The sequence below is a fragment of the Paraburkholderia unamae genome (assembly GCF_003096875.1).
GTDB classification, from domain to species: Bacteria; Pseudomonadota; Gammaproteobacteria; order Burkholderiales; family Burkholderiaceae; genus Paraburkholderia; species Paraburkholderia unamae.
This window is the reverse complement of the sequence record NZ_QEOB01000013.1, coordinates 164,972-191,720: the sequence shown is the minus strand read 5'-3', so window position 1 is coordinate 191,720 and position 26,749 is coordinate 164,972. Positions and strand designations below refer to the sequence as shown.

The 26,749-nt window shown below is 65.5% G+C and carries 26 protein-coding genes; 9 read left to right on the top strand and 17 right to left on the bottom strand.

Going from position 1 to position 26,749, the window contains the following annotated elements; genetic code table 11:
* Window positions 1-31: 31 nt before the first annotated feature.
* Window positions 32-514, bottom strand: a complete 483-nt coding sequence (locus C7402_RS26495) for an Lrp/AsnC family transcriptional regulator (protein ID WP_112170857.1) — start codon at window positions 512-514, stop codon at window positions 32-34.
* A gap of 383 nt (window positions 515-897) precedes the next feature.
* Between C7402_RS26495 and C7402_RS26490 the strand changes: the two genes are divergently transcribed.
* Window positions 898-1,524: a LysE family translocator gene (locus tag C7402_RS26490; protein WP_112170858.1), complete on the top strand. Its 627-nt coding sequence runs from the start codon at window positions 898-900 to the stop codon at window positions 1,522-1,524.
* A gap of 16 nt (window positions 1,525-1,540) precedes the next feature.
* On the opposite strand, the gene C7402_RS26485 is transcribed toward C7402_RS26490, so the two are convergent.
* Together C7402_RS26485 and C7402_RS26480 are read right to left on the bottom strand one after the other, a co-directional pair.
* The gene (locus C7402_RS26485) at window positions 1,541-2,650 is read right to left on the bottom strand and encodes a DUF2242 domain-containing protein (protein ID WP_244314946.1); all 1,110 of its coding nucleotides are present in this window, start codon (window positions 2,648-2,650) and stop codon (window positions 1,541-1,543) included.
* Window positions 2,651-3,023: 373 nt separating this feature from the next.
* A complete protein-coding gene (locus tag C7402_RS26480) occupies window positions 3,024-4,181 on the bottom strand; it encodes a branched-chain amino acid ABC transporter substrate-binding protein (RefSeq protein WP_116612757.1) in 1,158 nt (385 codons plus the stop codon).
* Window positions 4,182-4,567: 386 nt separating this feature from the next.
* Between C7402_RS26480 and C7402_RS26475 the strand changes: the two genes are divergently transcribed.
* Window positions 4,568-5,239 carry a GntR family transcriptional regulator gene (locus C7402_RS26475; RefSeq protein WP_112171114.1) on the top strand — a complete coding sequence of 224 codons (672 nt, stop codon included), beginning with the start codon at window positions 4,568-4,570 and terminating at the stop codon, window positions 5,237-5,239.
* A gap of 112 nt (window positions 5,240-5,351) precedes the next feature.
* Here the strand turns inward: C7402_RS26475 and C7402_RS26470 are convergent, their stop codons facing one another.
* Together C7402_RS26470 and C7402_RS26465 are read right to left on the bottom strand one after the other, a co-directional pair.
* Window positions 5,352-6,707 (bottom strand): APC family permease, encoded by a 1,356-nt coding sequence (locus C7402_RS26470; protein ID WP_116612756.1) that lies wholly within the window; start codon window positions 6,705-6,707, stop codon window positions 5,352-5,354.
* 148 nt (window positions 6,708-6,855) lie between these two features.
* Window positions 6,856-7,686 carry a carbon-nitrogen hydrolase family protein gene (locus C7402_RS26465; RefSeq protein ID WP_112170861.1) on the bottom strand — a complete coding sequence of 277 codons (831 nt, stop codon included), beginning with the start codon at window positions 7,684-7,686 and terminating at the stop codon, window positions 6,856-6,858.
* Window positions 7,687-7,873: 187 nt separating this feature from the next.
* Here C7402_RS26465 and C7402_RS26460 point away from each other — a divergent pair, with 187 nt between their 5' ends.
* Complete coding sequence (locus tag C7402_RS26460) at window positions 7,874-8,728, top strand: helix-turn-helix transcriptional regulator (protein WP_116612755.1); 855 nt, start codon at window positions 7,874-7,876, stop codon at window positions 8,726-8,728.
* 47 nt (window positions 8,729-8,775) lie between these two features.
* Here C7402_RS26460 and C7402_RS26455 read toward each other — a convergent pair whose 3' ends face one another.
* The 5 genes from C7402_RS26455 to C7402_RS26440 form a co-directional block, all read right to left on the bottom strand.
* Window positions 8,776-9,192, bottom strand: a complete 417-nt coding sequence (locus tag C7402_RS26455) for a rubredoxin (protein ID WP_116612754.1) — start codon at window positions 9,190-9,192, stop codon at window positions 8,776-8,778.
* 67 nt (window positions 9,193-9,259) lie between these two features.
* Window positions 9,260-9,388 (bottom strand): hypothetical protein, encoded by a 129-nt coding sequence (locus C7402_RS48045; protein WP_258396931.1) that lies wholly within the window; start codon window positions 9,386-9,388, stop codon window positions 9,260-9,262.
* 330 nt (window positions 9,389-9,718) lie between these two features.
* Entirely contained in the window at window positions 9,719-10,276 is a 558-nt protein-coding gene (locus C7402_RS26450) for an FUSC family protein (protein WP_112170864.1), read from the bottom strand.
* 67 nt (window positions 10,277-10,343) lie between these two features.
* A complete protein-coding gene (locus C7402_RS26445) occupies window positions 10,344-11,021 on the bottom strand; it encodes a GntR family transcriptional regulator (RefSeq protein WP_116612753.1) in 678 nt (225 codons plus the stop codon).
* Window positions 11,018-12,391, bottom strand: coding sequence for an aspartate aminotransferase family protein (locus C7402_RS26440; protein WP_116612752.1), 1,374 nt, complete (start codon window positions 12,389-12,391; stop codon window positions 11,018-11,020). Before C7402_RS26440 ends, C7402_RS26445 begins: the two co-directional genes overlap by 4 nt.
* A gap of 176 nt (window positions 12,392-12,567) precedes the next feature.
* On the opposite strand from C7402_RS26440, the gene C7402_RS26435 reads away from it, so the two are divergent.
* Window positions 12,568-12,909 (top strand): hypothetical protein, encoded by a 342-nt coding sequence (locus C7402_RS26435; RefSeq protein WP_133254560.1) that lies wholly within the window; start codon window positions 12,568-12,570, stop codon window positions 12,907-12,909.
* 87 nt (window positions 12,910-12,996) lie between these two features.
* On the opposite strand, the gene C7402_RS26430 is transcribed toward C7402_RS26435, so the two are convergent.
* Both C7402_RS26430 and C7402_RS26425 read right to left on the bottom strand, forming a co-directional pair.
* On the bottom strand, window positions 12,997-13,410 hold the full coding sequence (locus C7402_RS26430) for a DoxX family protein (RefSeq protein ID WP_116612750.1): 414 nt from the start codon (window positions 13,408-13,410) through the stop codon (window positions 12,997-12,999).
* A 120-nt stretch (window positions 13,411-13,530) separates the two neighbouring features.
* Window positions 13,531-14,256 carry a pirin family protein gene (locus C7402_RS26425; RefSeq protein ID WP_112170869.1) on the bottom strand — a complete coding sequence of 242 codons (726 nt, stop codon included), beginning with the start codon at window positions 14,254-14,256 and terminating at the stop codon, window positions 13,531-13,533.
* Between the two features lie 126 nt (window positions 14,257-14,382).
* On the opposite strand from C7402_RS26425, the gene C7402_RS26420 reads away from it, so the two are divergent.
* The 3 genes from C7402_RS26420 to ahpF all read left to right on the top strand — a co-directional run bounded on the left by C7402_RS26420 (window position 14,383) and on the right by ahpF (window position 18,003).
* Complete coding sequence (locus C7402_RS26420; RefSeq protein WP_116612749.1) at window positions 14,383-15,291, top strand: LysR family transcriptional regulator; 909 nt, start codon at window positions 14,383-14,385, stop codon at window positions 15,289-15,291.
* 358 nt (window positions 15,292-15,649) lie between these two features.
* On the top strand, window positions 15,650-16,213 hold the full coding sequence (gene ahpC, locus C7402_RS26415; protein WP_112170871.1) for an alkyl hydroperoxide reductase subunit C: 564 nt from the start codon (window positions 15,650-15,652) through the stop codon (window positions 16,211-16,213).
* 188 nt (window positions 16,214-16,401) lie between these two features.
* Complete coding sequence (gene ahpF, locus C7402_RS26410; protein ID WP_112170872.1) at window positions 16,402-18,003, top strand: alkyl hydroperoxide reductase subunit F; 1,602 nt, start codon at window positions 16,402-16,404, stop codon at window positions 18,001-18,003.
* A gap of 69 nt (window positions 18,004-18,072) precedes the next feature.
* Here the strand turns inward: ahpF and oxlT are convergent, their stop codons facing one another.
* Window positions 18,073-19,416, bottom strand: coding sequence for an oxalate/formate MFS antiporter (gene oxlT / locus C7402_RS26405; RefSeq protein ID WP_116612748.1), 1,344 nt, complete (start codon window positions 19,414-19,416; stop codon window positions 18,073-18,075).
* Window positions 19,417-19,920: 504 nt separating this feature from the next.
* Here oxlT and C7402_RS26400 point away from each other — a divergent pair.
* The gene (locus C7402_RS26400) at window positions 19,921-20,184 is read left to right on the top strand and encodes a cupin domain-containing protein (protein ID WP_112170874.1); all 264 of its coding nucleotides are present in this window, start codon (window positions 19,921-19,923) and stop codon (window positions 20,182-20,184) included.
* Window positions 20,185-20,197: 13 nt separating this feature from the next.
* On the opposite strand, the gene C7402_RS26395 is transcribed toward C7402_RS26400, so the two are convergent.
* The 4 genes from C7402_RS26395 to mprF all read right to left on the bottom strand — a co-directional run bounded on the left by C7402_RS26395 (window position 20,198) and on the right by mprF (window position 24,877).
* Window positions 20,198-20,482, bottom strand: coding sequence for a HigA family addiction module antitoxin (locus tag C7402_RS26395; protein WP_112170875.1), 285 nt, complete (start codon window positions 20,480-20,482; stop codon window positions 20,198-20,200).
* A 10-nt stretch (window positions 20,483-20,492) separates the two neighbouring features.
* Window positions 20,493-20,777 carry a type II toxin-antitoxin system RelE/ParE family toxin gene (locus C7402_RS26390; RefSeq protein WP_116612823.1) on the bottom strand — a complete coding sequence of 95 codons (285 nt, stop codon included), beginning with the start codon at window positions 20,775-20,777 and terminating at the stop codon, window positions 20,493-20,495.
* A gap of 96 nt (window positions 20,778-20,873) precedes the next feature.
* Complete coding sequence (locus tag C7402_RS26385; RefSeq protein WP_116612822.1) at window positions 20,874-22,175, bottom strand: virulence factor family protein; 1,302 nt, start codon at window positions 22,173-22,175, stop codon at window positions 20,874-20,876.
* 92 nt (window positions 22,176-22,267) lie between these two features.
* Window positions 22,268-24,877 (bottom strand): bifunctional lysylphosphatidylglycerol flippase/synthetase MprF, encoded by a 2,610-nt coding sequence (gene mprF, locus C7402_RS26380; protein ID WP_112170877.1) that lies wholly within the window; start codon window positions 24,875-24,877, stop codon window positions 22,268-22,270.
* A 624-nt stretch (window positions 24,878-25,501) separates the two neighbouring features.
* Here mprF and C7402_RS26375 point away from each other — a divergent pair.
* Window positions 25,502-26,665 (top strand): porin, encoded by a 1,164-nt coding sequence (locus C7402_RS26375; protein ID WP_112170878.1) that lies wholly within the window; start codon window positions 25,502-25,504, stop codon window positions 26,663-26,665.
* Window positions 26,666-26,749: the final 84 nt, after the last annotated feature.

Sequence of the window (26,749 nt, the reverse complement as noted above, 5' to 3'; positions counted from 1 at the left end):
ATCAATCCGGACGCCGAAGTAACGGCGTTCGTCACACCTGCATCGAAGGCACGTCTTTCATGCAGCGCAACGCGAACATCGACCGGCTGTGACGAATGCTCGAAATGCGATAGAGCTTTTCACGCAGGAAGCGCTCGTAGCCCGCCGTGCCGTCCACGGCCACCTTGATCCAGTAGTCGTACTCGCCGGAGACCAGATAGGCTTCCAGCACTTCGGGCAGCGCCGCGAGCTCCGCGCCGAAGCGCGCGAGCGCGTCGTCTTCATGGCGGTCGAGCGTGACTTCCAGAATCACGATGTCGGCGTAGCCCAGTTTGCGCTGGTTCACGAGCGCGACATAGCCTTCGATATAGCCGTCGGCTTCGAGCTGGCGCGTGCGGTTCCAGCACGCCGTGGTCGACATGCCCACCTGCTCGGCGAGTTCGGCGTTGGAAAGGCGCGCGTTTTCCTGGAGCGCGCGCAGGATCTTGCGATCCTGGTTGTCGAGCGTTTTGGCAGGGCGTTCACGAGGGCTCATGGTGGAAAAGAATCCTGTACAGGGAAATGCTATTTTAGCGGAACAAGCTTCCGTAAAACGACGCTATTGACCCGAAAACAGGAAGCCTATACAGGCTGTTCCCCGGTATATTTTCCACATGCCTTCTTGCCTGGCACGACCCACGCGGCCACCTCCCCGCAGTGGGGAGCGCCGCCGCAGCCACAAGCCGCGGTGGTCCGTCAGGGCCGATTTTCCGTTGCACCCTGCGGCGGCTACCGGGCGTTGCGCGCGTTTATCACGTCGTCAGCAGCGTCCGGTCGGGCAAAAGGCATTTGAAAACCGCGCTTTGGCGCGGTTTTTTGTTGCCCGTTTGCGATTCTCCGAGCGCCGTTCGTCACCCGTTTTCGCCAGAACTATCCGAAATGTCGATCCAGCTGTATCTGTCTTTTCTCGCCGCCGCGCTCGTTCTCGTCTATACCCCCGGTCCCGTCAACGTGCTCACGATGAGCCAGGCGCTCCACGCCGGCTGGCGCGGTGCGCTGCCTTGCGTCTGGGGCGGCACGCTTGCCGTCCTGCTTCAACTCGTGCTGACTGCGTTGTGCCTCAATTCGCTGCTGCTCATTAGTGAGCATTCACTTACGGTTTTGCGATGGCTGGGCGCGGCCTATCTCGTCTGGCTCGGCTGCAAGCAATGGCGCAGCCGCTCGCTCGCGGGCGCGGAAGCTCCGCCGGAGGCGGACGGCGCGACGGGCCGCGCCTTGTTCTGGCGCGGCTTTGCGACCTCGGGGCTCAATCCGAAGACCTTGCTGTTCTTTCCGTCGTTTTTTCCGCAGTTCATGAGCGCCGACGCGCCGTGGAGCGCCAACCGTCAGTACCTGCTGCTGGCGGCGACGTTCGCCGTGCTGTTCGCGGGCGGCGTGGCGTCGATGGCGCTGTTCTCGCACCGGCTGCGCCACGTGTTGCAGCGGCCCCGGCGCATGCGCGCCGTGAATCGGCTGATGGGCAGCCTGCTTGTGGGAATGGGCGCGATGATGGCCGGTTTGCGCTAGGCGCCGGCCGTGCGGGTCAGGGCGTAGTAGCGGTCGTGCCGGTGGCCGGTGCGGCGCTCGCGCCCGCCGTGCCCGAAGGGCTGGCCGTTGCCGTGGTTTCGGCGTGATTTCCGGCGGCAGCCGAAGCGAGGGTTTGCGCGGCCGTAGTGGCGCTTGCCGGCGTCGCAACCGGTGCGGAGGCAGCCGTGGGCGCCGCCGCATTGTGAGTGCTCACACTCGTTGCAGACGCCGCTGGCTGGGCGCTTGCCGGCGTCACCGGCACGCCCATGATGGCGGCGGCGGCCGCCGTGGCGTGGTCGGCGGGCGCCGCGGCCGATGTGGCCGGCGCGGGTGCGGGCGTCGCAGTGACCGGCGCGGGCGCAGCCGCCGAAGCCGCCGGATGCGCCGTTACCACGGGCGTGGCGGGCAACGCCGCGTTGTGCAGCACGGCCGCACCCGTGGCAGCGGCCGCCGCAGCGGCGGCCGGCGCGGCCGAGCCGACCGTGATCGCGGCGGGCGCGGCGCTGGCCGTTGCCGTGACCGGCTCGGCGGGCGGCGGCAGCGGCGTGATCTTGATCGCGCCGCTGCCCGGCACGGGCTCGCTGCGCGCGGCGGTACTCAGATAGCGCCCCACCAGATCGAAGAAGCGCGAGTAAAACGGCCCCGACTGGATCGTCTCGCTCGAAATCTTCACCATCTCGTCGCTGTTCGAGCGGATAGGCAGCGAAACCGACCCCAGAATCGAGAGCCCCACGCTCGCCGAGGTATCGCTCTTCTTGAGCGCATAGCCGTTCTGCACGGCGTTCACGTACACCATGCTGGTATTGCTCGCGTCCCCCGGCGTGCAAACCACGTGCACCTCCACGACGATGTGCTGATCCATCGTCGGCTGGAAGTTCTTGGTGGCGTCGACGGTGTCGTTGCGCGACATCGTCGTCATATAGCCCTGGCTCAGCAGCGCGCGGCGCGACGCCTCGCAGGCGTCGGTGCTCGCGTAGTTGAAGCTGCGCGAGAACTGGCTCGGCGCGTTGCTCAGCAGCTGGTCGTCCTGAAAGCTGTTGGGCTTGGCCGAGGAGCAGGCGCCAAGCGCGGCGGTCAGCGCGAGCGCGACTGCGGCAAGGGCGGCTTTACCGGGCGGGACGGGCAATAGAGAGACGGTTCTGGAAAAACGGGACATGTTCGGGGCAAACAGGGCGGCAATGCGGCATTGCATCGGACGGCAAGCATTGTAGTTCGGTTCCCTGGGGCACGACCGAATGCTCGTTTTTTTCGGAGATTTCGAAAGGCGCCCGAAGGCGGATCGACGGGCGCGCGCCGCGCCGCGACCAAAAAAAACGGGCTTTCGCCCAACGCGAAAGCCCGTGTCAACCCGGCGCACGGGGCAGCGAGCGGAGAAGATGACTCGCTGGCGTGCGCCGCAGCCGGGTACCGCCGGCTGTTCCTGTGCGCGATGCGCTAAATCGATGCGTCCACACGGCGCCGCGCCCGCAACGCGGCGGCGGGATGGACGCCGGGTCGGCTTACTTCGTACCGACCGTCGTGAGCGGCTGCCACTTGCCGTTCACGACCTTGTAGACCGTCACGCCGCCGTACTTGAGGTCGCCATACTGGTCATAGGCCAGCTCGTTCGTGGTCACGCCCTTCATGTTGGTCGCCTTGAGCGAGGCGAGATAGATGTGCGGATCGGTCGAGTTCGCCTTCTTCATCGCGGCGATCACGGCGCGCGTGCCGTCATACGCGTACGGCGAGTACAGCTCGACCGGCTTGTTGAAGCGCTTGGTGTATCGCTCGACATAGCTCTTGCCGCCCGGCATCTGTTCGAGCGGGCTGCCGCCCGACGAAGCCAGCGCGCCATCGGCCGCCGGACCGGCGATCTTGATGAGCTCGTCCGAATGCATCATGTCGGGGCCGATCAGCGTGGCCTTGATCGCGAGCGTCTTCATCTGCTTGAGCATCGGCGCGGCCTGGGTGTCGGCGCCGCCGTAGAAGATCGCGTCGGCGTCGGCCGCCTTGATGTGCGTGAGGATCGAGCGGAAGTCCACGGCCTTGTCGTTCGTGAACTCCTGCGCGACCACCGTGCCGCCTGCCGCCTTCACGGCCTTGGCGAACTCCTCGGCCACACCCTGGCCGTAGGCCGTGCGGTCGTCGATCACGGCAAAACGCTTGAGCTTCAGGTCACGCACGACGTACTCGCCGAGCACGCTGCCTTGCTGCGCGTCGGAGGTGACGAGGCGGAACGTGGTGGGCAGGCCCTGGCGCGTGTAGGTGGGCGCCGTGGCCGTGGCAATTTCAGGAATGCCGGCCTTCGCGTAGATCGGCGCGGCCGGAATGCTGGTGCCCGAGTTGAAGTGGCCGATCACGGCCGAAACACCGTCGTCCACGAGCTTCTGCGCGACGGTCGTGCCGGTGCGCGGGTCGGCCTGGTCGTCGTAGGCGTCGATCACGAAGTGCACCGGCTTGCCGCCGATGGTCGGGTTCGTGGCGTTCTCGTCGTCGATCGCCATCTGCACGCCGCTGCGGAAGTCCGCGCCGTAGTGGGCTTGGCCGCCCGTGAGCGGGGCGGCGAAGCCGATCTTCACGTCGGTGGCCTGGGCGAGCGCGCCGGCGCTCCACAGGGCCGCGACGGCGGCAAGGACAGCGGGGGCGCGCAGGCGCAGGGGGTGTTTGCTCGGGTTCATCCTGGGTCTCTCCTCAACGTTCTACGTTTTTCATGGGCGCAGCCGGGCCCGCACCGCGTTGGGAACGCGCGGCGTGCCTTGTTGCGCAGGGGGTGAAGCAAAACAGTCCGGCCGCCGGGCGGCGGTTCGCCCCCCGATACCGTTGCGCACGCAACAGCCTCGGGACGGCCCGGTGGATACGTTAAAATTGCTTGGTTTTCAGTTGCTTACAGCAACCTATACAGTCTCCAGACGAGGACACGGCACAGTGGGAAGGGCTGGCGGATCCGTCCGACCAGTCTAAATATCCAGAACTTGGTGGATTGTATCCAATTCTGGCAGGCAAAAATATTGACGACAATACTTTTTCGTCGGTCGGCGTTCGTCCGCCCGGCGCCCGCAAATTCATGACGACAGTGCAGGCCAAGGAAGACCAGCGATCGCTGCCTCAGACGATCCGCGACCAGTTGCGTGACGAGATCCTGCGCGGCGTGCTGCCGCCCGGCGCGCAACTGCGCCAGGAGAGCCTCGCGGAGCGCTTCGGCGCGAGCCGTATTCCCGTGCGCGAGGCGCTGCGCCAGCTCGAGGCCGAAGGGCTCGTGAGCTACCAGCTCAATCGCGGCGCGGTGGTGATCGCCATGTCCACGCAGGAGATCTGCGAGCTGCTCGACATTCGCGCGGCGCTGGAGACTTATGCGGCGAAGCTCGCGGTGCCGAACATGGTGGCCGGCGACATCGACGTGATGAAGCGCATTCTCGCGGCGTACGACGCCGCTACCTCGCCCGCCGAATGGGCCGAGTGCAACCGCCAGTTCCACCTCGCGCTGTGCGCGCCCGCGAACAACTCGCGGCTGCGCAAGATGATCGAGGAGTATTGCCTCAGTACGACGAACCGGTATCCGCATCTGCGCATGTCGCTCGATACGGAGAAGAACGAGGTGCAAAGCGACCACTACGCGATCGTCGATGCCTGCAAGCGGCGCGATGTGGAGGAAGTGGTGGCGCTGATCGAGCGGCATATTCTCGATACCAAGCGCGAAGTGATGGCCGCGGCGCGGCTGGCGGGCCTGGATAGCTGAGCGCCGGAGGGCGCGCGTTGCGCTCCGTGCGCCGGACCCAATGAAAAACGGCGGGCGCCCCGTGAGGGACGCCCGCCGTTTTGCATGCAGCGGGACGGATGCGGCGTTTCGCTTACACGGCCATTTCCGGCGGGGCCTGGCGGAAGCAGCGCGTGATCCAGCCGAGGTAGGCGAGGCCGAGCACGAACCAGATCACGCCGAGCACGATGGCGGTCTTTTCCAGACTGCACAGCAGCCAGATATCGGTCACGGCGCCGATCAGCGGGAACACGAGGCCGCCGAGGAAACCGAAGCCACGCGTGCCGGCCGCGCCGCCGAAATACTGGCGAATCACGCACAGGTTCACCGAAGTGAACGCGAGGAACGCGCCGAAGTTGATGAACGAGGTGGAGGTGGCCACATCGAGCTTCAGGGCGATCAAACCGATCACGCCGGCAATCGCGATGTTGAGCGCGGGCGTGCGAAAACGCGGGTGAATGTAGCCGAAGATCGACTTGGGCAGCACTTCGTCGCGGCCCATGGCGTAGAGCAGACGGCCCACGCTCGCCTGCGCCGAGATGCCCGAGGCGAACTGCGCGAGGATCAGGCCTGCGAGGAAGATCGTCACGAAGATGTCGCCGCCCACCTTGCGCGCGATTTCGAACGCGGCCGAGTCCGGGTCCTTGAACACGGCGCCCGGATGCGCGAGTTGCAGCGTGTACGCGGCGATCACGAAGATCGCGCCGCCCACCAGCGCGATCAGCACGATGGCGCGCGGAATGGTCTTCTCCGGCTCGATGGTTTCTTCGGTGAGCGTGGAAACGGCGTCGAAGCCGAGGTACGAGTACGCGGCGATCGCAGCGCCCGCCATCGTGGCCGAAAGCGGCACGTGCGGCTGGAAGAACGGCTGCGCCGTGATGAGACCGCCGGGACCCGCCGCCGCGGAGGCGTAGTGCAAACACAGGACTACGAACATGGCGGCGATGCCGAGCTGCACGATCATCAGCACGATGTTGAAACGCGCGGCGAGTTCGATGCCGATGATGTTCAGGCCGCTCGTGAGCACGATGAACGCGACGATCCAGATCCACGTGGGCACGCTCGGGAATGCGGCGCCGAGATAAGCCGCGCCGATCAGCCAGATCACCATCGGCAGGAAGAAGTAGTCGAGCAGCGTGGCCCAGCCGATCATGAAGCCCAGATGCGAATTGAAGCTCTTGCGCGTGTACGTGTAGGCCGAACCTGCCACCGGGAAGAGGCGCGCGAGCTTGCCGTAGCTGAACGCCGTGAACACGATCGCGACGAGCGCGATGAGGTAGGCGAGGGCGGCAGTGTCCTGGCTCGCGCCGGCGAGCACGCCATAGGTGCCGTAGACGATCAGCGGCGCCATGTAGGCGAGGCCGAACAGGAGCACGGAGGGCAGGCCGAGCGTGCGCTTCAGGTGAGGGACGTGAGCGCCGCGTTCATGCGACGGCGAGGCTGGCTTCATGGTGCAGGTGTCTCCAGGGTGCTGCGGATAGGGCGTGCGCGGGCCGGCATGGCCACGCCGTGAGGCGAAGCCATGTCATCCCATGCGGATGCTTGTCGTGCGCGCCTTTAGGGCAAGACGCCGGCCTAAGACGGGCAAAAACGCGGACTTAACGCGCGCGCGGGCGAATATTGAGCGAGCGGCGGCCTTGTGCGTCGTTCTCGTCCGCGAGATTCAGCGCAACGCGTGCGTCATGCAGATAGCTGTAGTGCTCGCGGCTTTGCGCGAGCAGCGCGCGGTCCACCTTCGCATGCAGCACCGCGTCTTCGTTTTTCAATTCGCAGATCACGTCGCCGAACGGGCTCACGAGCGCCGTTTCGCCGGGGAACGTGAGGTTGTCGTCGCCGTCGCCGGTGCGGTTCACGAGCGCCGCGAACATCTGGTTCTCCATCGCGCGCGCGACAATGGCGCGTCGATGCACCGGGCCGAACGGGTCCATGTTGCCGTTCGTCACGACCAGCATTTCCGCGCCGAGCGAGGCCACGGCGCGCGCCGTTTCGGGAAACTCGATGTCGTAGCAGATCAGCAGACCCACGGTCGTGCCCTTGAATTCGCACACTTCGAAGCGATCGCCCGGCGTGAACACGCCCACGTCCGTGGCCCACAGATGCGTTTTGCGGTAGCGCAGCGCGATTTCGCCGCGCTCGTCGATCAGCACGGTCGTGTTGTAGAAGCGTTCGCCTTCGCGTTCGGCAAGACCGACCGCCACGCCGATGTTCGCGGCGCGCGCGGCGTCGCGCACGCGGCTGAGCGAGGGGCCGTCGAGCGTTTCGGCCACGTCGCGCACGTTTTCGCGCGTGGGAAAGCCGGTGAGCGTGGCTTCGGGAAAGACGATGAGATCGCTGCCTTCGCGGCGCGCGGCCACGGCGTCGAGAACGCGGGCCAGATTGGGAGCGACTGCGCCATCCACGAGCGGGATCTGCGCGAGTTCGAGTTGCATGCTTGTCTCCAGTGTTGCCTGCGATGTCGCCAGCGAAGTTGCCAAAATCGTCGGGCCCGCGCGGCCTGGTTTGTGAGTCAGGCTTATGTAGTACGTAAAGCGCCGCGCGAGCGTCAGGAGCGGCTATTATCTCCACGTTATTTTTGTCCAGGAATTACCCACCAGGGGTACCCTGATCGGAGGACTCATGGAAAGCGACTGGCAGGACCGCGCGTTCCATCACCATATCGCCACGCTGATCGACGCCCTCGACGGCCCCGATTTCTGGACCCGCATGACGCGTGTGATCGAGCGCTTCGTCGCGTTCGACAACTGGTGTGCGCTCCTCTTCACGCGCGAGCGCGCGCCGCTCGTCTGCGCGGAGTCGCCGATGCCCGACGGCACCGTGGATCTCTTGTTCCGCGCGTATCTGGAGGCGATGTACCAGCTCGATCCCTTCTACATCAACGCCTGCGAAAAGCCGCGCGCGGGGCTCGTCACGCTCGCCGAAGTCGCGCCCGATAACTTCCGCATGACGGACTATTACCAGCGCTATTTCAAGAGCAACATCATCGGCGACGAGGTGCAGTTCAACCTGCCCGTCGACAACGAGCGCACGGTGATCTTCTCACTGGGCGCAAAGCACCATTACACGGAGCGCGATATTGCGCAGTTCGCGATGTTCGCGCCGTGGGTGGTCGCGCTCATGAAGCAGCGGCTCGCGTACGAGCATTTTGCGCAAGGGGCGGCGGAGGTCGCTGCGGCGGACCGGGTCGAGGTGCAAAGCGCGGCGTCGCACGGCCAGCTCAGCGAGGCGGGTTTCGCAAGCCGCATCGAGGCGGTCACGCAGCAAAGCGGGCGCGTGGCGCTCACCGCGCGCGAGATCGAAGTGGTGCGCCTGAGCCTGAGCGGCTTTTCCACGCGCGCGATTGCGGAGCGGCTCGACATTTCGTTCGAGACCGTGCGGGCTCACAAGAAGCACATCTATGCGAAGCTCGGCGTGAGCTCGCAGTCGGAACTGTTCGCGCTGTTCTACGAGCCGCTTGGGCGCGCGGGCGCGTAAGCGCCGCGCGTGCATCACGCGTTCATCGCGTTCATTCTGTGCGCGCCTCAGAAGTCGACGAGCGCGAAGTCTTCCTTGCCCACGTCGCACAGCGGGCAGCGCCAGTCATCGGGCACGTCGGCCCAGCGGGTGCCGGGCGCGAGGCCGTCGTCGGGGGCGCCTGCCGCCTCGTCGTAGACCCAGCCGCAGATCACGCAGACCCATTGCTTGAAGCCGTCGTCGGCTGCGGCCGCGGCCGCAGCGCCGTTGGCCGGGGTTTCCTGCGCCGCGTTTTCGCGCGGCGTGTCGAGCGTGACGACGAGCGGCGCGGCAGTGCTCTCGCGCGCGGCGAGTTTCGCGTGCAGCGTTTCGAGCAGCGCGGTGGCTTCTTCAGCGGTGAGGTCGATCCAGTACGGATCGCCCGCGCCGTCGTTCAGACGTTCGGGCGAGAACTGGATTTCGAGGGCGACGCCTTTCTTGTACATAAGCGAAAACGATGTGCGTAACGGTCTAAACGCGCGGTTCGAACGCGCGGTCCCGGACGCGCTGCGTTCAGAGGAAGTAGCGGAACAGCAGCGAGGCCGCGATGCCGGCGGCGCCAATCAGCGCGAGCAACTGCAAGAGCGTGATGGACTTGCTGGACTTGGCGTTCGGTGCGGCGGGACGGGTGGTGGTGTTCATGGTGTGAAGTCGCGGCGACGTGAGTTGTGTTCTCGATTGCGCCCCGCATTGCCGGGAATTCACCTGGCGGCGGCGGAGCGCGGCGGGGGAGTTTCGCACGATTTGACACGCGCGGGGGCATTTTGGCGGCGCCTGCGCGCACGCGCCGCAGGATTCGCCCTGCATGCGCCTTTGCGTGTTCGTGCCCTTGTGCCCCAGGCCCACGGCAACCTGCGTCGCACTGCGGACCTGATTATCGCCGCTAATCGGCTCCCGATTCCTGAGCGCGCGGAGATGGATTATTTCGCGTGAGTTGAGAGAAGAACGGCGCAAAACGAAGCGCGCGAGCCCTCAGGTATGCAGCCAGCGCCGCTCGACATACGAGAACAGCCAGCAGATCGGCACCGCGCACGCCATGCCGATGGCGACCTCGGCTACGCGAAAGAGCGCGACGTCCCACACGGGCCCGTTCATGGGCACGAGCAGCACGATGGTCGTGGTGATCGCGCCCAGGCGCGCGGCGGTGCTCACGCGCAGGCACCAGCAACCGATGATCACCACGCTCACGGCCACGAGGTAGGCCGTGAGATTGCCCGGGCCGAGCGCGGCCGTGGCGAGTCCCACCACGCCGCCCGCGATGGCGCCGATGAACTGGTCGCGGGACTGCGCGACGGTATCGGCGTAATCGTGCTGGGTGACCGCAATGGCCGTGATCGCGGCCCAGAACGCCTGTTCCGTATGGAGTGCGCGGCCAATGCTGTACGCGAGGCCCGCGCCGCACACGGCGCGCAGCGCCATTAACGCACCCTGCGCGGCCCGGCTCTTGAGCGGCAGGCGTTTGAGCGCGCCCAGCGCCGATTGCTGGAGCGACGTGAGATAGGCGTAAAGGTTGTCTTGCGGGTCGTGCATTGCGCGGCGTGGGTCGTAAGGAGAACGTGAGGAGTGGCTGGAGCGGGCCGGAGCGCCGCCAAGCATATCAAGCCGGATCGACTGTGTGCGAGTCGTCGGGCAGGCAATGCGCGCGCAACCGCTTCCCCGCGTGTCCCAGGTCGCGCTCGATCGCGCGGCGCGCGCCTGCGGCATCGTGACGCTTGAGCCGCCGCACGAGGCTCGCGTGCGCGTCGTTGAGCGTGTGCGCGAATTCGGCGTCTTCGAACAGCAGGTTCGAGATCGGCCCGACCTGGAGCCACACCGTTTCGATCAGATCGACGAGCAGCGGCGAACCGCCCGCGCGATAGAGCGTGAGATGGAAGTCCTCGTTCGCGTCCAGATAGCGGGCGCGCTTGTGTTGCGCGAGCGCTTCGGCCATCTGCATGCACAGGGAGTCGAGCTGCCCGATCTCGCTCGCGGTGAGCCGCGTGGCGGCGAGAAACGCGGCTTCTCCTTCCAGCATCACGCGCACGTTGAGCACGTCGTCGAACCGCGCGTGCGTGAGTTGCGGAACCATCACGCCGCGATTGGGCAGGTTCACCAGCGCCGACTCGCCGGCAAGGCGCACGAGCGCCGCGCGCACCGGCATCTCGCCCACGCCCAGTTGGTCGGCCAGCACGTGGATGCGCAGGCGCTCGCCCGGCACGAAGCGCCCGAGGCTCAGCCAGCGCCGCAGCGTGGCGTAAGTCTCGTCCTGGAGCGATTGGTGCGCTCGCGTCTTCATTGCGCGTCGGGCGCGGTGAGTTCGCTCACACAGGCGTCGAAGGCAGCGAGCAGGCGGTCCACATCGGCCTCGGTCGTCTCCGGGCACGCGAGCATCATGTTGTGGAACGGCGTGATGAGCACGCCGCGATTGAGCAGATACAGATGCAGGAGCGGTTCGAGTTCGTCGTCCATGGCCGCGCGCGCTTCGCTGCCGTTGCGCGGCGGCGTGGCGCAGAACTGGAACTCCGTGCGCGCGCCCACGCGCGTCACGCACCACGGCAAGGCATGGCGCGCGATCGTTGCGGCGAGGCCCTTGGCGAGGCGCTCGGCCATCGCGACCATGTGTGCGTAGGCGGCTTCGGTCATCACCTCGTCGAGCGTCGCGCGCATCGCGCTCATGGAAAGCGCGTTGGCCGTGAGCGTCGTGCCGATGCCCGAATGGCCCGGCGGCGCGTCGTGCTTCGCCTGCTGCGCGCGCGCCGCGAATTCGGCCGAGAAGCCGTAGACCGCGCAGGGCACGCCGCCGCCCACCGGCTTGCCGAGCACGAAGAGATCGGGCTCGATACCGTGCTCGCGCGCATAGCCGCGCGGGCCGCTGCTGATGGTGTGCGTTTCGTCGATCAACAGCAGCGTGCCGTGGCGTTTCATGAGCGCCTGGGCTGCGCGCCAGAAGCCGGGATCGGGCAGCACCATGCCGACGTTGGTCATCGCGGGCTCGGCGAGCACGCATGCGACGTCGTTGCCGGCGAGCGCTCGGGCGAGCGCTTCGAGATCGTTGAATTCCACCACGCGCGTGGTCGGCAACAGGTCGTGCACCTGGCCCAGCAGGCTCGCGCGCTGCGTTGGCCGGCCGTCGACGAGATCGACGAACACGTCGTCCACCGTGCCGTGGTAGCAGCCGTTGAACACGAGTATCGTGCGCCGCCCCGTGGCCGCGCGCGCCCAGCGCACGGCGAAGCGGTTCGCGTCGCTCGCGGTCATCGCGAATTGCCAGAAGGGCAGGCCGAAGCGCTGTGCGAGCGCTTCGCCCACGGCCACGGCGTCCTCGCCCGGCAGCATGGTCGTGAAGCCGCGTTGCGCCTGGGCCGCGAGCGCACGCGCCACGGGTTGCGGCGCATGGCCGAACATCGCGCCCGTGTCGCCGAGGCAGAAGTCGGCGTAGCGGTGGCCGTCCGCGTCGGTGAAGCTCGCGCCGCGCGCGGCGTCCACGTACAGCGAGAAAGGCGTGGGCCAGTCGTTCATCCAGTGCAGCGGCACGCCGAACAGCAGATGTTGCGCGGCTTGCGCGGACAGCGCCTGCGACTTCGGGCGCGCGGCGACGAAGGCTTCGCGCTCGCGTGCGAGAACGTGCTGCGCGTGATTCCCATTCACGCCTTGCCGGCTTTGCATGCGGGTCTCCTTGAGATTTGATCAAATCTTCGCATGTGAGAATTTGAAAGTAAATTTGATCCAATTGTCAGGGATGCCATTACGGTGCGCTATTCGCAAGCTCTTGCTGGGCGGAAATGGAGCGCATGGATGTTTGCCCTTCCCGCGCAAATTTACGACGGTGATAGATTCGGCGGTTGCTGGCGCAACTCTCTTTCAATGTCCTTAATCCTATGCAACAAAGTTCTGAAACGGTCACCGCGGACTTGCCTGACGGGTGCCGTGAGCTACTCCGTGAACAGTTCGTCATGCTGAACGAACTGGTATCGGGCGGCGGCCGAAATGCATTCCTTACCTTGAGCAGCAATACGCGCGCGGAAATCGAATCGCTCTATCTGAAACTGGCCAACGGTCTCGTCGCACGCAATTGCGAAGAAGTGCAGAAAAAATCGATCTGCGCCTCACCGATCATCGCGCGTTGCTCATGCGGGCGTGACGGCGCGGCGCCCGGCCTTTGCACTGAGCCGGTTGCACCGTAAGGCGCGACAAAAAAAAGCGCGATGCCTCGAGGCATCGCGCTTCGTTCCGGTTTGCGATACGGCCGGTACCGGCAACCGGCCACCGCCTTACTTCCTGTCGATCGAAATCCGTCCCGGTCCGGTCACGGCGAGCGCGAGCAGACCGCCTGCAATGCTCACGTTCTTGTAGAAGTTGATCATGTTGGCCATCTGGTCGGCGCCGGTCATGGTCCAGAAGTGATGGCCGATGAACGCCGTGGCAACGGTGTAGATCGCGAGCAGCACGGCGAGCGGCCGCGTGAAGAACCCCACCAGAAGCAGAATGCCGACCGCGAACTCCATGATCACGGCAATGGCGGCCGAGAGCATCGGCACGGGCGCGCCCACGTGCGCCATGTAGTCGACGGTGCCGGAAAAGCCGGTGATCTTGGACCAGCCGAACAGGATGAACAGGGAAGTCAGCAGAATGCGCGAGACCAGCAGCACGACGTCGTTGCCGGGTCCGAAGAGGTTGTATCGCATGGTTCACTCCGAAAAATTTTTAAGTCGTTCACTACGAACGGATTCGCGCTCGCCGGGCGGCGGCCCGCTTTCCAGCGGCGGGCCGCCGCGCTCAGGTCCGCGCCTGGCAGGTGTCAGGCGTCAGGCCCAGAGTTCCGACACTTCGATATTACGCAGATCGAACACAAGTACCTCGGCATCGTGTCCGTCCGTGAAGGTCAGCTCGCGCTCGGAGCGAATGCGCGCGCCATCGCCTTCGCCAAGCTCCACGCCGTTGAGCTTCACACTGCCGCGCGCCACGTGAACATAAGCATGGCGCTCCGCGCCGATCTCGACCTTCGCCGTTTCCGCGCCGTCGAGCTTGCCGGCATACACGCGGGCGTCCTGACGCAGCAGCAGTGAGTCTTGCGCGCCGTCCGGCGAGAGGATCAGGCGGAACTTGCCGCGCTTTTCGGCATCGGCAATGTTCTTCTGCTGGTAGCGCGGCTGCGCACCCTTCTCGTTCGGGGCAATCCAGATTTGCAGGAAGTGCACCCCTTCGTCGGCCGAGTGGTTGAACTCGCTGTGCGCCACGCCCGTGCCGGCGCTCATCAGCTGCACGTCGCCGGGGACGATCACCGAGCCCGTACCCATCGAGTCCTTGTGCTCCAGCGCGCCTTCCAGCACGTACGAGAAGATTTCCATGTCGCGGTGCGGATGCTTGCCGAAGCCACGCGCCGGCGCCACACGGTCGTCGTTGATCACGAGCAGGTCCGAGAAGCCGATCTGCTTCGGATCATAGTAGTTTGCGAACGAAAACGTGTGACGCGAGCTGAGCCAGCCATGTTCGCCGCGGCCGCGTTCGTCTGCTTTGCGAAGTTCGATCATTTTCGTTTCTCCGTGTGAATCTTTCGATTCGGTGTCTGGTTGCGATGGAATGAAGTTTAGGTCAATCCAGATGACGTGAATCGCCGTAAAATACGACTCACTGTCACATTGAAGTGGACAATTCGAATGCAACTCGACGACATGCGGATCTTCGTGAACACCGTGGATGCGGGCAATTTCACGGCGGCGGGCCACCGGCTGCGGCTTTCCAAGCAGTTCGTGAGCCGGCGCGTGGCGGCGCTGGAGGCCGATCTGGGCGCGCGGCTGCTCGTGCGCAACACGCGCAAGCTGGCGGTGACCGACCTGGGGCAGGACTTCTACGAGCGCGCCAAACGCATTCTCGCGGACGTGGCCGAAGCCGAGCAGGCCATGTCGGACCGGCGCAGCGAGCCGCGCGGCCTGCTGAAAGTGAGCGCGCCGATGTCGTTCGGCATGGCGCATCTCTCGCCGCTCGTGGCCGAATTTCTGCGCGAGCATCCGGACGTCCGCTTCGACATGGATCTGAGCGACCGCACCGTCGATGTGATCGGCGAGGGTTTCGACATGGCGCTGCGCATCGGCCGCCTTGCCGATTCCACGCTGGTCGCGCAAAAGCTCATCGACGTGCGCATGATCGCGTGTTGCAGCCCCGGCTACCGGCGCCGCCGCCGCGAACCGCAAACGCCCGCAGAGCTCGCGCAGCACGACTGCCTGCCTTACGGCCAGCAGGGTCGCGCGCCGTGGGAATTCATCGTCGACGGCGTGCGCACGCCGTTCGAGGTGCACGGGCCGCTGCGCGCCAACAACGGCGAGGTAATTCGCGACGCGGCCATTGCCGGGCTCGGCATCTGTTATCTGCCGGACTTCATCGTGGGCGGGTCGGTGGACGCGGGACTGCTCGTCGAAGTGCTGGAGCCGTTCATGCCGCCGTCCAATGCGCTGCACGCGCTGTATCCGCAGCATCGTGAAGCTTCCGTGACGATTCGCGCATTCACGCAATACTTGCGCGAGCGGCTTATCGCGCGTGCGGCAACTGCGCGCGGCGGGGCGCTTTGACGCAGCAAGCCCGCAGCTCTTGCAGAACGGCCGTTGCGCCTGCATCTAACACGAGGAACCTGGTGCGGGCTGGAGCGATCACAGCCGATGCCGAGGCCTTCGGGCAGCTCGGATGCACCATGAAAGGGCGGCCAGGTGAGGCGCAATGTCGCAGTTTCGTTGTATGCTCACCGCCCCGGGGGTTGCTCCGGGGGCGTGAAGCAGGCGCGCAACCCCGTGCCGGCGGGCTTCGAGGCAGACTATCGGGGCCGATAGGCAGGGTTAATACCAGCGATCAAAGCAACCAATTTTTCAAACGGGCGCGGTTCCCGTAACCTTCGTCCATACCTTTTCCCAACCCAGACCGAGGAAACAACGCATGTCTCTCATCAACACGCAAGTCAAGCCGTTCAAGGCAACCGCATACCACAACGGTAAGTTCGTTCCGGTCTCTGAAGAAAACCTCAAGGGCAAGTGGTCGGTTGTCGTGTTCTACCCGGCCGACTTCACTTTCGTGTGCCCGACGGAACTCGGCGACCTGGCTGACCAGTACGCTGAATTCCAGAAGCTGGGCGTCGAAGTCTACGGCGTGTCGACCGACACGCACTTCACGCACAAGGCATGGCACGACACGTCGGACACGATCGCCAAGATCCAGTACCCGCTGGTTGGCGACCCGACGGGCGCAATCACGCGCAACTTCGACGTCATGATCGAAGAAGAAGGCCTGGCCCTGCGCGGCACGTTCGTGATCAACCCGGAAGGCGAGATCAAGCTGTGCGAAATCCACGACAACGGCATCGGCCGTGACGCCAAGGAACTGCTGCGCAAGGTGCAAGCCGCTCAGTACGTGGCATCGCACCCGGGTGAAGTGTGCCCCGCCAAGTGGACGCCGGGCGCAGAAACGCTCAAGCCGTCGCTCGACCTGGTCGGCAAGATCTAAGCGTCGCAGTTCCAATGCGATCGCCTTGATCGCATGACGCCCAAGTCTCACTAGCTGTATCCCCGGGCCGCGCCCACGCGGCTGAGGCCCGGGAACCCTGTTCGCCGCGTTACGCCAAAAGCGGAACGGCGAAATTGCCAGGCAATACTTAGAATTCCCCCGCTTCTTCTTTAGCCGGAAAAAACGCCATGCTCGACGCCAACCTCAAAGATCAACTCAAAAGCTACCTCGAAAAAGTCACGCAGTCGATCGAGATCGTTGCGTACCTGAATGACGGCGAGAAGTCGCAAGAACTGCAACAACTGTTGCAGGACATCGCATCGCTCTCGGGCCGCATCTCCTACGAAGAACGCCGTGGCGCCGCTGCCGGCGACGCGCGTACCCCTTCGTTCGAGATCAAGCGCGCGAACTCCGACGTGAAGGTGACGTTCGCGGGCATTCCGATGGGCCACGAATTCACGTCGCTCGTGCTGGCATTGCTCCAGGTGGGCGGCCACCCGGTCAAGCTCGAGAACGAAACCATCGAACAGGTGAAGGCGCTCGACGGCGTGTTCTCGTTCGAAGTCTATATGTCGCTGTCGTGCCAGAACTGCCCGGAAGTCGTGCAGTCGATCAACGCGATGGCGTCGCTCAACCCGAATGTGCAGATCGTCACGGTTGACGGCGCGCTGTTCCAGGACGAAGTCGAGAAGCGCCAGATCATGGCTGTGCCGACCATCTACCTGAACGGCGAAGTGTTCGGCCAGGGCCGCATGGGTGTGGAAGAGATTCTCGCGAAGCTCGACACCGGCGCATCGGCGCGTGCCGCCGAGAAGCTGAACCAGAAGGACATTTTCGACATGCTCATCGTCGGCGGCGGCCCCGCCGGCGCGGCTGCGGCGATTTACGCGGCGCGCAAGGGCATTCGCACCGGCGTGCTCGCCGAGCGTTTCGGCGGCCAGGTGCTCGACACGATGTCGATCGAGAACTTCGTGTCGGTCACAGAAACGGAAGGGCCGAAGTTCGCGGCGGCGCTTGAGCAACACGTGCGCGCCTATGACGTCGACATCATGAACCTGCAACGCGCCGAAGCGCTCGTGCCCACCGGCAAGGGCTTCGAAGTGCGTACGCAGAGCGGCGCGACGCTGCGCGCGAAGAGCGTTGTGCTCGCAACGGGTGCGCGCTGGCGCAATGTCGATGTGCCGGGCGAGCAGCAGTACAAGAACAAGGGCGTGGCCTACTGCCCGCACTGCGACGGTCCGCTCTTCAAGGGCAAGCGCGTGGCGGTGATCGGCGGCGGCAACTCGGGCGTGGAAGCGGCGATCGACCTGGCCGGTATCGTGAGCCACGTCACGCTGCTCGAATTCGGCGCGCAACTGCGTGCGGACGAAGTGCTGCAACGCAAGCTGCGCAGCCTGCCGAACGTCACGGTGCACGTGAACGCGCAAACCACGGAAATCTCCGGCGACGGCCAGAAGGTCACAGGTCTTGCGTTCCTCGAGCGCACGTCGGGCGACAAGCATCATCTCGAACTCGAAGGCGTGTTCGTGCAGATCGGCCTCGTGCCGAACACTGAGTTCATCAAGGGCACGGTGGCGCTCTCGAAGCACGGCGAGATCGAAGTGGATGCGAAGGGCCAGACGTCGGTGCCGGGCGTGTTCGCCGCCGGTGACGTGACGACCGTGCCGTTCAAGCAGATCGTGATCGCCGTGGGCGAAGGCGCGAAGGCCTCGCTGGCCGCATTCGATTACCTGATCCGCTCGTCGGTGGAGCAGGAAGAGGATGCGAAGGCGGCGGCAGCGCTCGCCTGAACAAAGGTTTAGGGTAGTCTCTCTTTACGCCGGCTCACGCCGGCGTTTTTTATTGCTGCGCGAGAACGCTCAATCCTGCACGAGCGGGCTGCCGTACGGGAAGTCGGCGGCCGGCTCCGCATGCTTCTGGCGATGCGCGTTGCGCAGCGGCTTGAGCACGAAAACGGCCAGTAGCGCGGAGATCGCGGCCATGCCCGAAGCGAGCATGAACACCGCGTGCCAGCTTCCGGTTGCCGCCGTGATCACGCTCGTGAACGGCACGAGCAGCGCGGCCGTGCCCTTCGCGGTGTAGAGCAACCCGGCGTTGGTCGCGGCGAACTTCGGGCCGAACGTGTCGCCGCAGGTGGCGGGAAAGAGGCTGTAGATCTCGCCCCACGCGAAGAACACGATGCCGGTGAGCACGACGAAGGCCGTGGGGCTGTGGCCGTATTGCGAGAGCAGCACGATGCCGACCGCCTCGATGGCGAACGCGACGAACATCGTGTTCTCCCGGCCGATGCGGTCCGACACCCAGCCGAAGAACGGCCGCGTGAGCCCATTGAGCACGCGGTCGATGGTGAGCGCGAACGTGAGCGCGGGCAGCGTGAGGCCGAGCAGCGAAACGGGCGAGTCGTGCAGGCCGAAGTCCTTCGCGATCGGGCCGAGCTGCGCGGTCGCCATCAGGCCGCCGGCGGCCATCATCACGAACATCGCGTACATCACCCAGAAGATGGGCGAGCTGACCACCTCGCGCGGGCCTGCGTTGTAGACGGCGCTGGCGTTTTGCGCGACCTGTTTTGCCGCGTGTCCCAGTTGACCGATCGCGCGTTTGGCCGCGGCAACGCCGTGCGAAGCGGGCGCGCTGAGCGCGAAGCCGAGCACGAGCACGACGATCCCTTGCCCCAGGCCGAACCAGAGAAAGGTGGACTCGTAGCCGCTGTTCTTGATCATGTTGGCGATGGGCACGACGGTCGCCGCCGACCCCGCGCCGAAGCCCGCCGCCGTGATCCCGGCCGCGAGGCCGCGGCGGTTCGGAAACCACTTGAGCGCGTTGCCGACGCAGGTGCCGTACACGGCCCCCGCGCCCAGGCCGCCGACGGCCGCCGCGATATAGAGCACCGGCAGCGACGCGGCGACGGAGTTGAGCACCCACGCGAGCGCGCACAACAGCCCGCCGCTCACCACGACGGGACGCGGCCCGTACTTGTCGACGAGCCAGCCCTCCACGGGCACGAGCCAGGTTTCGGTGACGACGAAAATCGTGAACGCGACCTGGATCGCAGGGCGCCCCCAGTGGTACTTCTCGTTGATCGGATTGACGAACAGCGTCCAGCCGTACTGCATGTTGGCGATCATCGCCATGCAGATCACGCCGAACACGAGCTGCACCCACGGCGACGCGAATCGCGACGCCCCTCCTTGCCGATGCTCCATGTGTGTCTCCGGTTTTTTCGAATGAATGGCCTTCTGCGAGGGGCGTTTTGCCCGAAGGTTTTTGCCCGACTCGCGGTCCGCAAATCCTGTCGTTTAGCTGACAGTCGTTTACACAATATGTGATATATCAAGGGAGTCAAGTCAAAGCCACCTCAGTGTTTCCACTAGGGCGATGCATTGATGAGTATGGCTTTTGAAAGCTTCATGTCGATGCTGCGCGCACCCGAAAAAAAAACCCGCCGGTCAGACCTGGCGGGTGGAGGCATGCGCGAGATAGCGGAAATCGCGGCATGTGATGCCGTTATAGATGAAAGCTTTTGGTAATGTAAGGGGAAATTTTTCGAAAGCCTTTCATTTTTGTTTTTATGAAAGGTTGACGGGGATCTTTACTGGCCGGGCGGCGGGCGGGCACGAAACGAGGTCATGCAGCGCTCCCGCGCGCGTGCCAAACTGGCTGCCGGTGGACGACCGGTGGCTCGACGCCGTCGAGCGAGGAGACGCATCATGCAGCGCGACGCATTCATCCGCAGCCTGGCCGACGAAGGCTTTCCCGAACCCGTGGTCGTGACGCGGGAAGCCGGCGTCATGGAAGTTCATACGCATCCGTTCGAAGCGAAGGCGCTGATCGTCGAGGGCGAAATGCACATACGCGTGGGCGACGAAGAACGGCGCTACGAGGCCGGCGACGTGTTTCATCTTGCCGCCAACCTGCCGCACGCCGAGCGCTACGGGCCGCAGGGCGTGCAGTATCTCGTGGGGAGGAAGTGAACTCGCGCAGCGCCTATGCCGCCAGGGGGCGCAGATCCGATAGATCGGTGTTGCGCGCGGCTTCCTCGAGATCGTAGTCGCTCTGGAGTGTCATCCAGAACTGCGGCGTGGTGCCGAACACGATCGACAAACGCAGTGCGGAGTCCGCTGTCACGCTGCGCGCGCCATGGACGATTTCGTTGATGCGCCGCGGAGGCACTTTCATCGCGCGGGCGAGTGCGTTCTGGCTCATCTCCATGGGCGTGAGGAATTCCTCTTGTAGCACTTCGCCGGGATGGACGTTTCGGAGTTTTTTCATAGTCCGCACCTCAGTGGTAGTCGACGATTTCCACGTCATGGGCGTGGCCGCCGTGCCACTCGAAACATATCCGCCACTGGTCGTTAATACGGATACTGTGTTGGCCGGCGCGCTCGCCCCTTAGCGCTTCGAGCCGGTTGGCCGGCGGAATGCGCAAGTCCGCGAGATCTTGCGCAGCGTTCAGCATGCGCAGCTTACGGCGCGCCACCTGCTGAATTTCCGCCGGCAACCGGCGCGACCGCGCACCGGACCAGATCAGTGCCGTTTCCCTGTCGTAGAAGTTCTGGATCGCCATGCCAAAGCATAACGCCATGCGTCATATGACGCATGGCGTTATAGTGGGCGATACACTGCCCGCCGTCAAGCCAACGACGAATAACGACCCGCGTCCTCATCCCCGCGACGCGATCTCCTTCTTCCAGCCCGCGATGATCTTTCCGGCCAGCGCGTTGTAGTCGCCGTCGAAGTGGTGGTCGCCGCTCGTCTTGACGACGTCGATGCCGGTGTTCGCGAGCGCCGGGCACAGCGTGTCCTTTTCGCCCGAACCGTACACGCATTGCACGATCGAAGGCGGCACCTTCGCGAGTTCCGGGCGCACCTGCAACGCCTTGTCGCTGGCGGGCATGCCGAGCCAGCCGGTCACGCGAATCTGGAAGTCGGCGTCCGGTGCGAAGCCGAGCAGCGACATGTACGACACCTTCGCGCGCAGCGCGTCGGGCAGCCGGTTGTAGGCGAACGGCATCACGTCCGCGCCGAACGAGTAACCCACGAGCGCAATGTGCTGCGCATGCCAGCGCGAGCCGTAGGTCTTGAGCACGCGCGCGAGGTCGTGGCTCGTTTGCGCGGGCGTCTTTTCGCTCCAGAAGTAGCGCAGCGCATCCCAGCCGATCACCGAAACGCCCTGTTTTTGCAGCGCTTCCGCGATCGTCTTGTCGAGATCGCGCCAGCCGCCGTCGCCGGAGATCACCACCGCGAGCATGTCGGTGGGGTGTGCCGCGGGCAGTTCGACGAGCGGCAGGTCCGACACGTCCTCTTCGCTTTCGGTCGCGACGCGCAGATGACTCGATGCGAGCGCAACGATCTTGTCGGCATCGGCGGTCGTCGGGGCGAACGTGTGCAAGGCGGCAGTGCTTGCGTTTGCCGCGTTGGTTGTGTTGGTTGCGCGCACATCTTTCGCCGTCACGCCTTGCTCCAGGAAGCCGGGCAGGCCCTTGCCGCGCGAAAGCGTGGGGTCGCCGGGGCACGGGGCGAAGCGCGCGTCGAGCGTGGCGGCCGGATCGAGCGATACGGCGCCCGCCATCGTGTTCGCGGGCGCCTGCGAGAGCATGCGCTGGGCGATGAGCGCGCCTTCGCCGCTGCCGATGGCGATCGGCGCGTAATACTCGCTTGACCCCAGTTGGCGTTCGAGCTGATGGCTCAGCGCTTCAGCGTCGCTGTAGAGCTTGTGGCAGGTTTCGTTCTTCACCGCTGCGAGGTTCGTCGCGTAGCGCTCCCTATCCACACCCACGACGAGCGCGCCATGTTGCGCGAGCGCGTCGGCGCGCGTCTGGTCGGCGGCGCTCCAGTGCTTGTCCGCGGAGAACAGCACGGTGAAACCGCGCATCGCGCCGCTCGGTTTCGTCACCGCGACTTCGCCGTAACGGCCGCCGGGAACGTGCATCGTCGCGCCGGAAGGCGGCGTCGAGGCGGGCATGGAAGCCGCGTTGGCGTGAGCCGCGCAAAACGCGAGCGCAACGGCGCCCGCTGCCGTGCCTGCAATGCGCGGCAGCCTGGGAATACGGAATGTCATGAGCGCCAGCCTCCTGCCAGCAGCGATAGATCGGCGAGGGTGATGAACACGCTGATCGAGCCCGAAGCGGCCAGATAGCGCGGTTCCCAGCGCGGAGCGAACTTGTTCTTGAAGCCGCGCAGGCCCCGGAAATTGTAGAAGCGGCCGCCGAAGCGCCAGATGAAGCCCGCGAGCCGGTGCCACGACGAAGCGAGCGGCGACGGTCCCATGCCCGAGAGCGGCGCCATGCCGAGCGAGAGCGACTGGTAGCCCGCGTCCTTCAGATGCAGCGCGAGCTGCGTGAACAGATACTCCATCGCATAGGGCGAGGCGCCCGGCAGATGGCGCATCACGCCCACTGTCGCGTCGGTGTTCAGATCCGTTGTCATGAAGGTGACGAAGGCGAGCGGTTCGCCGTTCTGGCGGATGAGCAGCACCGACTGCGCGGCGAGATAGTCGTCGTCGAACGCGGCCACCGAGAAGCTCTTTTCGCGCGCTTCGCGGTCTTCGAGCCAGGCGTCGGAGATGGCGCGCAGCACCGGCAGGCTCGCGCTCATTTGCGCGGGCTCGATATGCTCGATCGAAAAGCCGTCGCGCTCGCCGCGCTTGAGCGCGTAGCGCAGATGCGCGCGCTGCGGTCCCTTCAGGTCGAACTCCTGCAACATCACGCGCGCTTCCTCGCCGAGCTTCATGAGTGTGAGCCCCGCGTCGAGATAGAGCGGAAGCGCGTCGGCGCGTACCTGGTAGAACGCCGCGCGTCCGCCGTGCGCATGGGCGAGCGTGACGAATTCGCGGATCAGCGCGGGCCACTCTTCGCGCGGGCCGACCGGATCGTGCAGCGCGGCCCACGTGCGCCCGCGCTTCGCATACATCAGGAAGGCTTTGCGCGAGGCGGAGAAGAGGAAGCTCTTGTCGCCCATCAGCGCGAGGCCCGCGTCGCTGCGTTCCTGCGCGCGCACGATGAGCGCGGCCTGTTCGAGGTCTTCGCTCGCGGGCATGACGAAGCGGCCCGCGGCGGGGCGCAGCAGTTGCCACAACGCGAGCGCGGCGGCGAACACCCCTGCGCCGAGCGTGGCGCGCAGCGCGCGCGGGGCGCGGCTGTGGAAGGCGAATTGCCACCACAGATGCTGCGAATATTGCACGTCGCGGAACGCGAACAGCAGCATCCACACGGCGAGCGCGATCACGCAGCCGACCGAGGCGAGCCAGGCGGGCGTGAAGCGTTCGGCAAAGAGCGACGAGTGGCGGTTGAAGCGCTTGCGCGTGGCGATGAGCAGCACGATCAGCACGCAGAGCACGCCTGCTTCGACGAAGGCGAGGCCCTTGGCGAGCGAGAGCGCGAGGTTGGCCACGGCGATCACGAGCGCGAGCCACCACGCGGCGTCCAGCCGCCGCAGCAGGCCGCGCGCGACGAACAGCAGCAGCACGCCGAACAGGCTCCCCATCAACTGCGAGCTTTCGAGCACCCAGAGCGGCAGGAAGGTTTGCAGCAGCGCGATGCGCTTGGAGAACGCGGGTGTCGCGCCCGAGATCACGAGCATGCTGCCCGTGACGAACGTGACGATGGCGAGAAAGAGCGGCGCGAGCTGCGAAACGCCGTCCGCGCCGCGCTTTGCGAAGCGCGCGCCGAGCGGCGTCTTGAGCGCGCGGCCTTCGAACACGGCGAGCACGGCCGCCGCGAGCGCGAGCGGCGCGCCGAAGTAGATCGCGCGATAGGCGAGCAGCGCGGCCAGCACCTTCGAGGTGGGCACGCTCGGGCCGAGCGCGTAGACCATGGCGGCTTCGAACACGCCGATGCCGCCCGGCGTATGGCCGATCAGGCCGAGCAGCATGGCGGCGCTGTAGACGGTCAGGAAATCGGTGAAGCCGATCTGCGCGTGCGGCATCACCGACCAGAGCGCGAGGCCCGCGCCGACCACGTCGAGTGCGGCGAGCAGCAACTGCGCGACGAGGTCGCGCCGCGCGGGCAGCGAAAAGCGCAGCCAGGCGCGCCCGAACGGCTCGATCTCGCGCGCGCTGGCGGGGCACAGCGCGACAAGGACGGCACCGCAGCCAAGCAGCGCGCCGCCGATCACGCGCAGCGCGTCGGGCGGCAGGTGCAGCAGGCCGGCGAGCGTGCCGGCGGCGCCGACCATGCCGAGCGCGGTCATGAACACGAGCGCGAGGGCGAGCGTGACGCTCGTGAACACGGTCATGCGGCCGACCTGCGCGGCGGTGACGCCCGCGCCGCCATACACGCGGCAGCGCACGGCGCCGCCCGTGAGCGCGCCGAAGCCGGTGACGTTGCCGAGCGCCGAGCCGGCGATCGCGCCCGCCCACAGTGCGCCGCGCGAGACGCGCACGCCGAGGTAGCGCAGGCCCACGGCGTCGCGCCCGACGAGCGCGAGGAAGCTCACGGCCGTGGCGGCGAGTGCGCCACTCCACTGCGCGGGCGTGAGCGTCCAGAGCTGGCGGATCACCGAGTGGTAGTCGACCGAGCTGGAGAGATGCTGGAATACGAGCAGCAGCAGCGCGCAGATGCCGAGTGCGAGCACCGGCGCGACGAAGCGCTGCGGGCGCCACGCGCCGGCACGGCGGCGCAGTGCCCCGAGGGCACGCGCCGCGCGCGAAGAATGCGATTGAGACATGGATCGGCCTGGTGACTCTCTGCGGTGTCGCCGTAGCTGTTACAGCTTCCCCGGCGGTGACATCGCGTCTATTCGTTATGTACTTTCGAAGCGGCTGCGCACACCTGGCGCGCCGATCCCGGAATTCGAGCCAAAACGTAAACGTTTGGTAAAGGGCTGGTAAAACTCAGGAAACGCATAGGACTCGCCAGCGGTTGACGCCCCAAGGCAAGAATCTGTTATTGGGTAAGGATGGGTGCGCATGCGCGCGGCGGGTTTGCGGGGAGGAAGTTCGCGGATTCCAGCGGCGGAAAATGTTCCGACGATTGATGTTTGCAAAGCGGATTGTAAAGCACCATTCGCTGAGGCATTGAAACGCGAGTCCGCCGCGGCGTCCCGAATCATGGTCGTTGCAGCAACGCCGCCCGCAAGCGCCCGCGCGCTACAAGCCTTATAGAACGGACGATTGCCGCCGATGCTGCGCGCATTGTTTCACTCCGGGAGCGAAAGCTCGGGGGCGGCTGAATGCGGTTTCAGAAATCGCTGTTACTAATTCGAGACATCTCGTTTAATCCTTTTACAAGCCTCGAACGGAGAGTTAGTCTGCTTTGGTCAAGAGTTGTTTTACTGCGCCAGGAGAATGACGTGAAAAGACTCGCCTTGACTTCCCTTTCGCTTGCCGCGCTCGGGGCTGCCGGCCTGGCTCAGGCACAGACCAGCGTGACGCTCTACGGCACCATCGACACCTCGATCACGTACGTCAACCACGCCAACGACAACAAGAACCTCTGGACGCTCGGCAACAGCAGCTATGGCAATCTCTCCGGCTCGCGCTGGGGTTTGAAGGGTGCCGAAGACCTCGGCGGCGGCCTCAAGGCGATTTTCCAGTTGGAAAACGGCTTCAACCCGTCCACGGGCTCGCTCGGGCAGGGCGGCAAGCTGTTCGGCCGCCAGGCCTATGTGGGGCTGACCGCCGAGCAGTACGGCTCGCTCACGCTCGGCCGGCAGTATGACCCGCTCATCGACCTCGTGCAGGGCATCACGGCCGACAACTATTTCGGTTCCGTGTTCGCGACGGCGGGCGACGTCGACAACTACGACAACAGCTTCCGCGTGAACAACGCCGTCAAGTACACCACGCCCGTGTGGAGCGGCTTGCAGGTGGCGGCGATGTACTCGTTTGGCGGGGTGGCGGGCTCGACGGGCGCGGAGCAGTCGTATTCGGCGGCGATCAACTACACCAACGGTCCGCTCGCGCTGGCGGGCGGTTACTTCTACGCGACCAACAGCCAGGCCACGAACGCCATTCGTACCGACGGCTGGTCGAGCACCTCGGACGGCACGTTCGACGGCCCGATCAACTCCGGCTATACCACGGCGCACTCGCTGGCGATCGCGCGCGCGGCGGCGCAGTACCAGCTCGGCCAGTTCACGTTTGGTCTGGGCTACAGCAATGCGCGCTACGCGCCCGACGGCAGTTCGGTGTTCCGCGATACGCAGAAGTACAACACCGGGCAGGGCTTCATGAACTATCAGTTGAGCCCGGCGCTGCTGCTCGGCCTGGGTTACAGCTACACGCACGCCAACGGCGATACGACGGCGAGCTACCACCAGGTCTCGCTCGGCGCGGACTACAGCTTGTCGAAGCGCACCGACCTCTACATGACGGCGGCGTGGCAGCACGCGAGCGGCGACACCGGCGACGGCGCAGGCGGCTCGATGCCGGCCGAGGCCTCGATCGGTTCGTATGGCTACGCAGGCACCTCGAACCAGACGATCGTCAACCTCGGGTTGCGGCACAAGTTCTGAATCTGTGCGGGCTCCGTACAGCGCCGGATGCGCCAGTTGGTGCATCCGGCGTTTTGCCGTTTACTGGCCGGCGCGCGCCGGTTT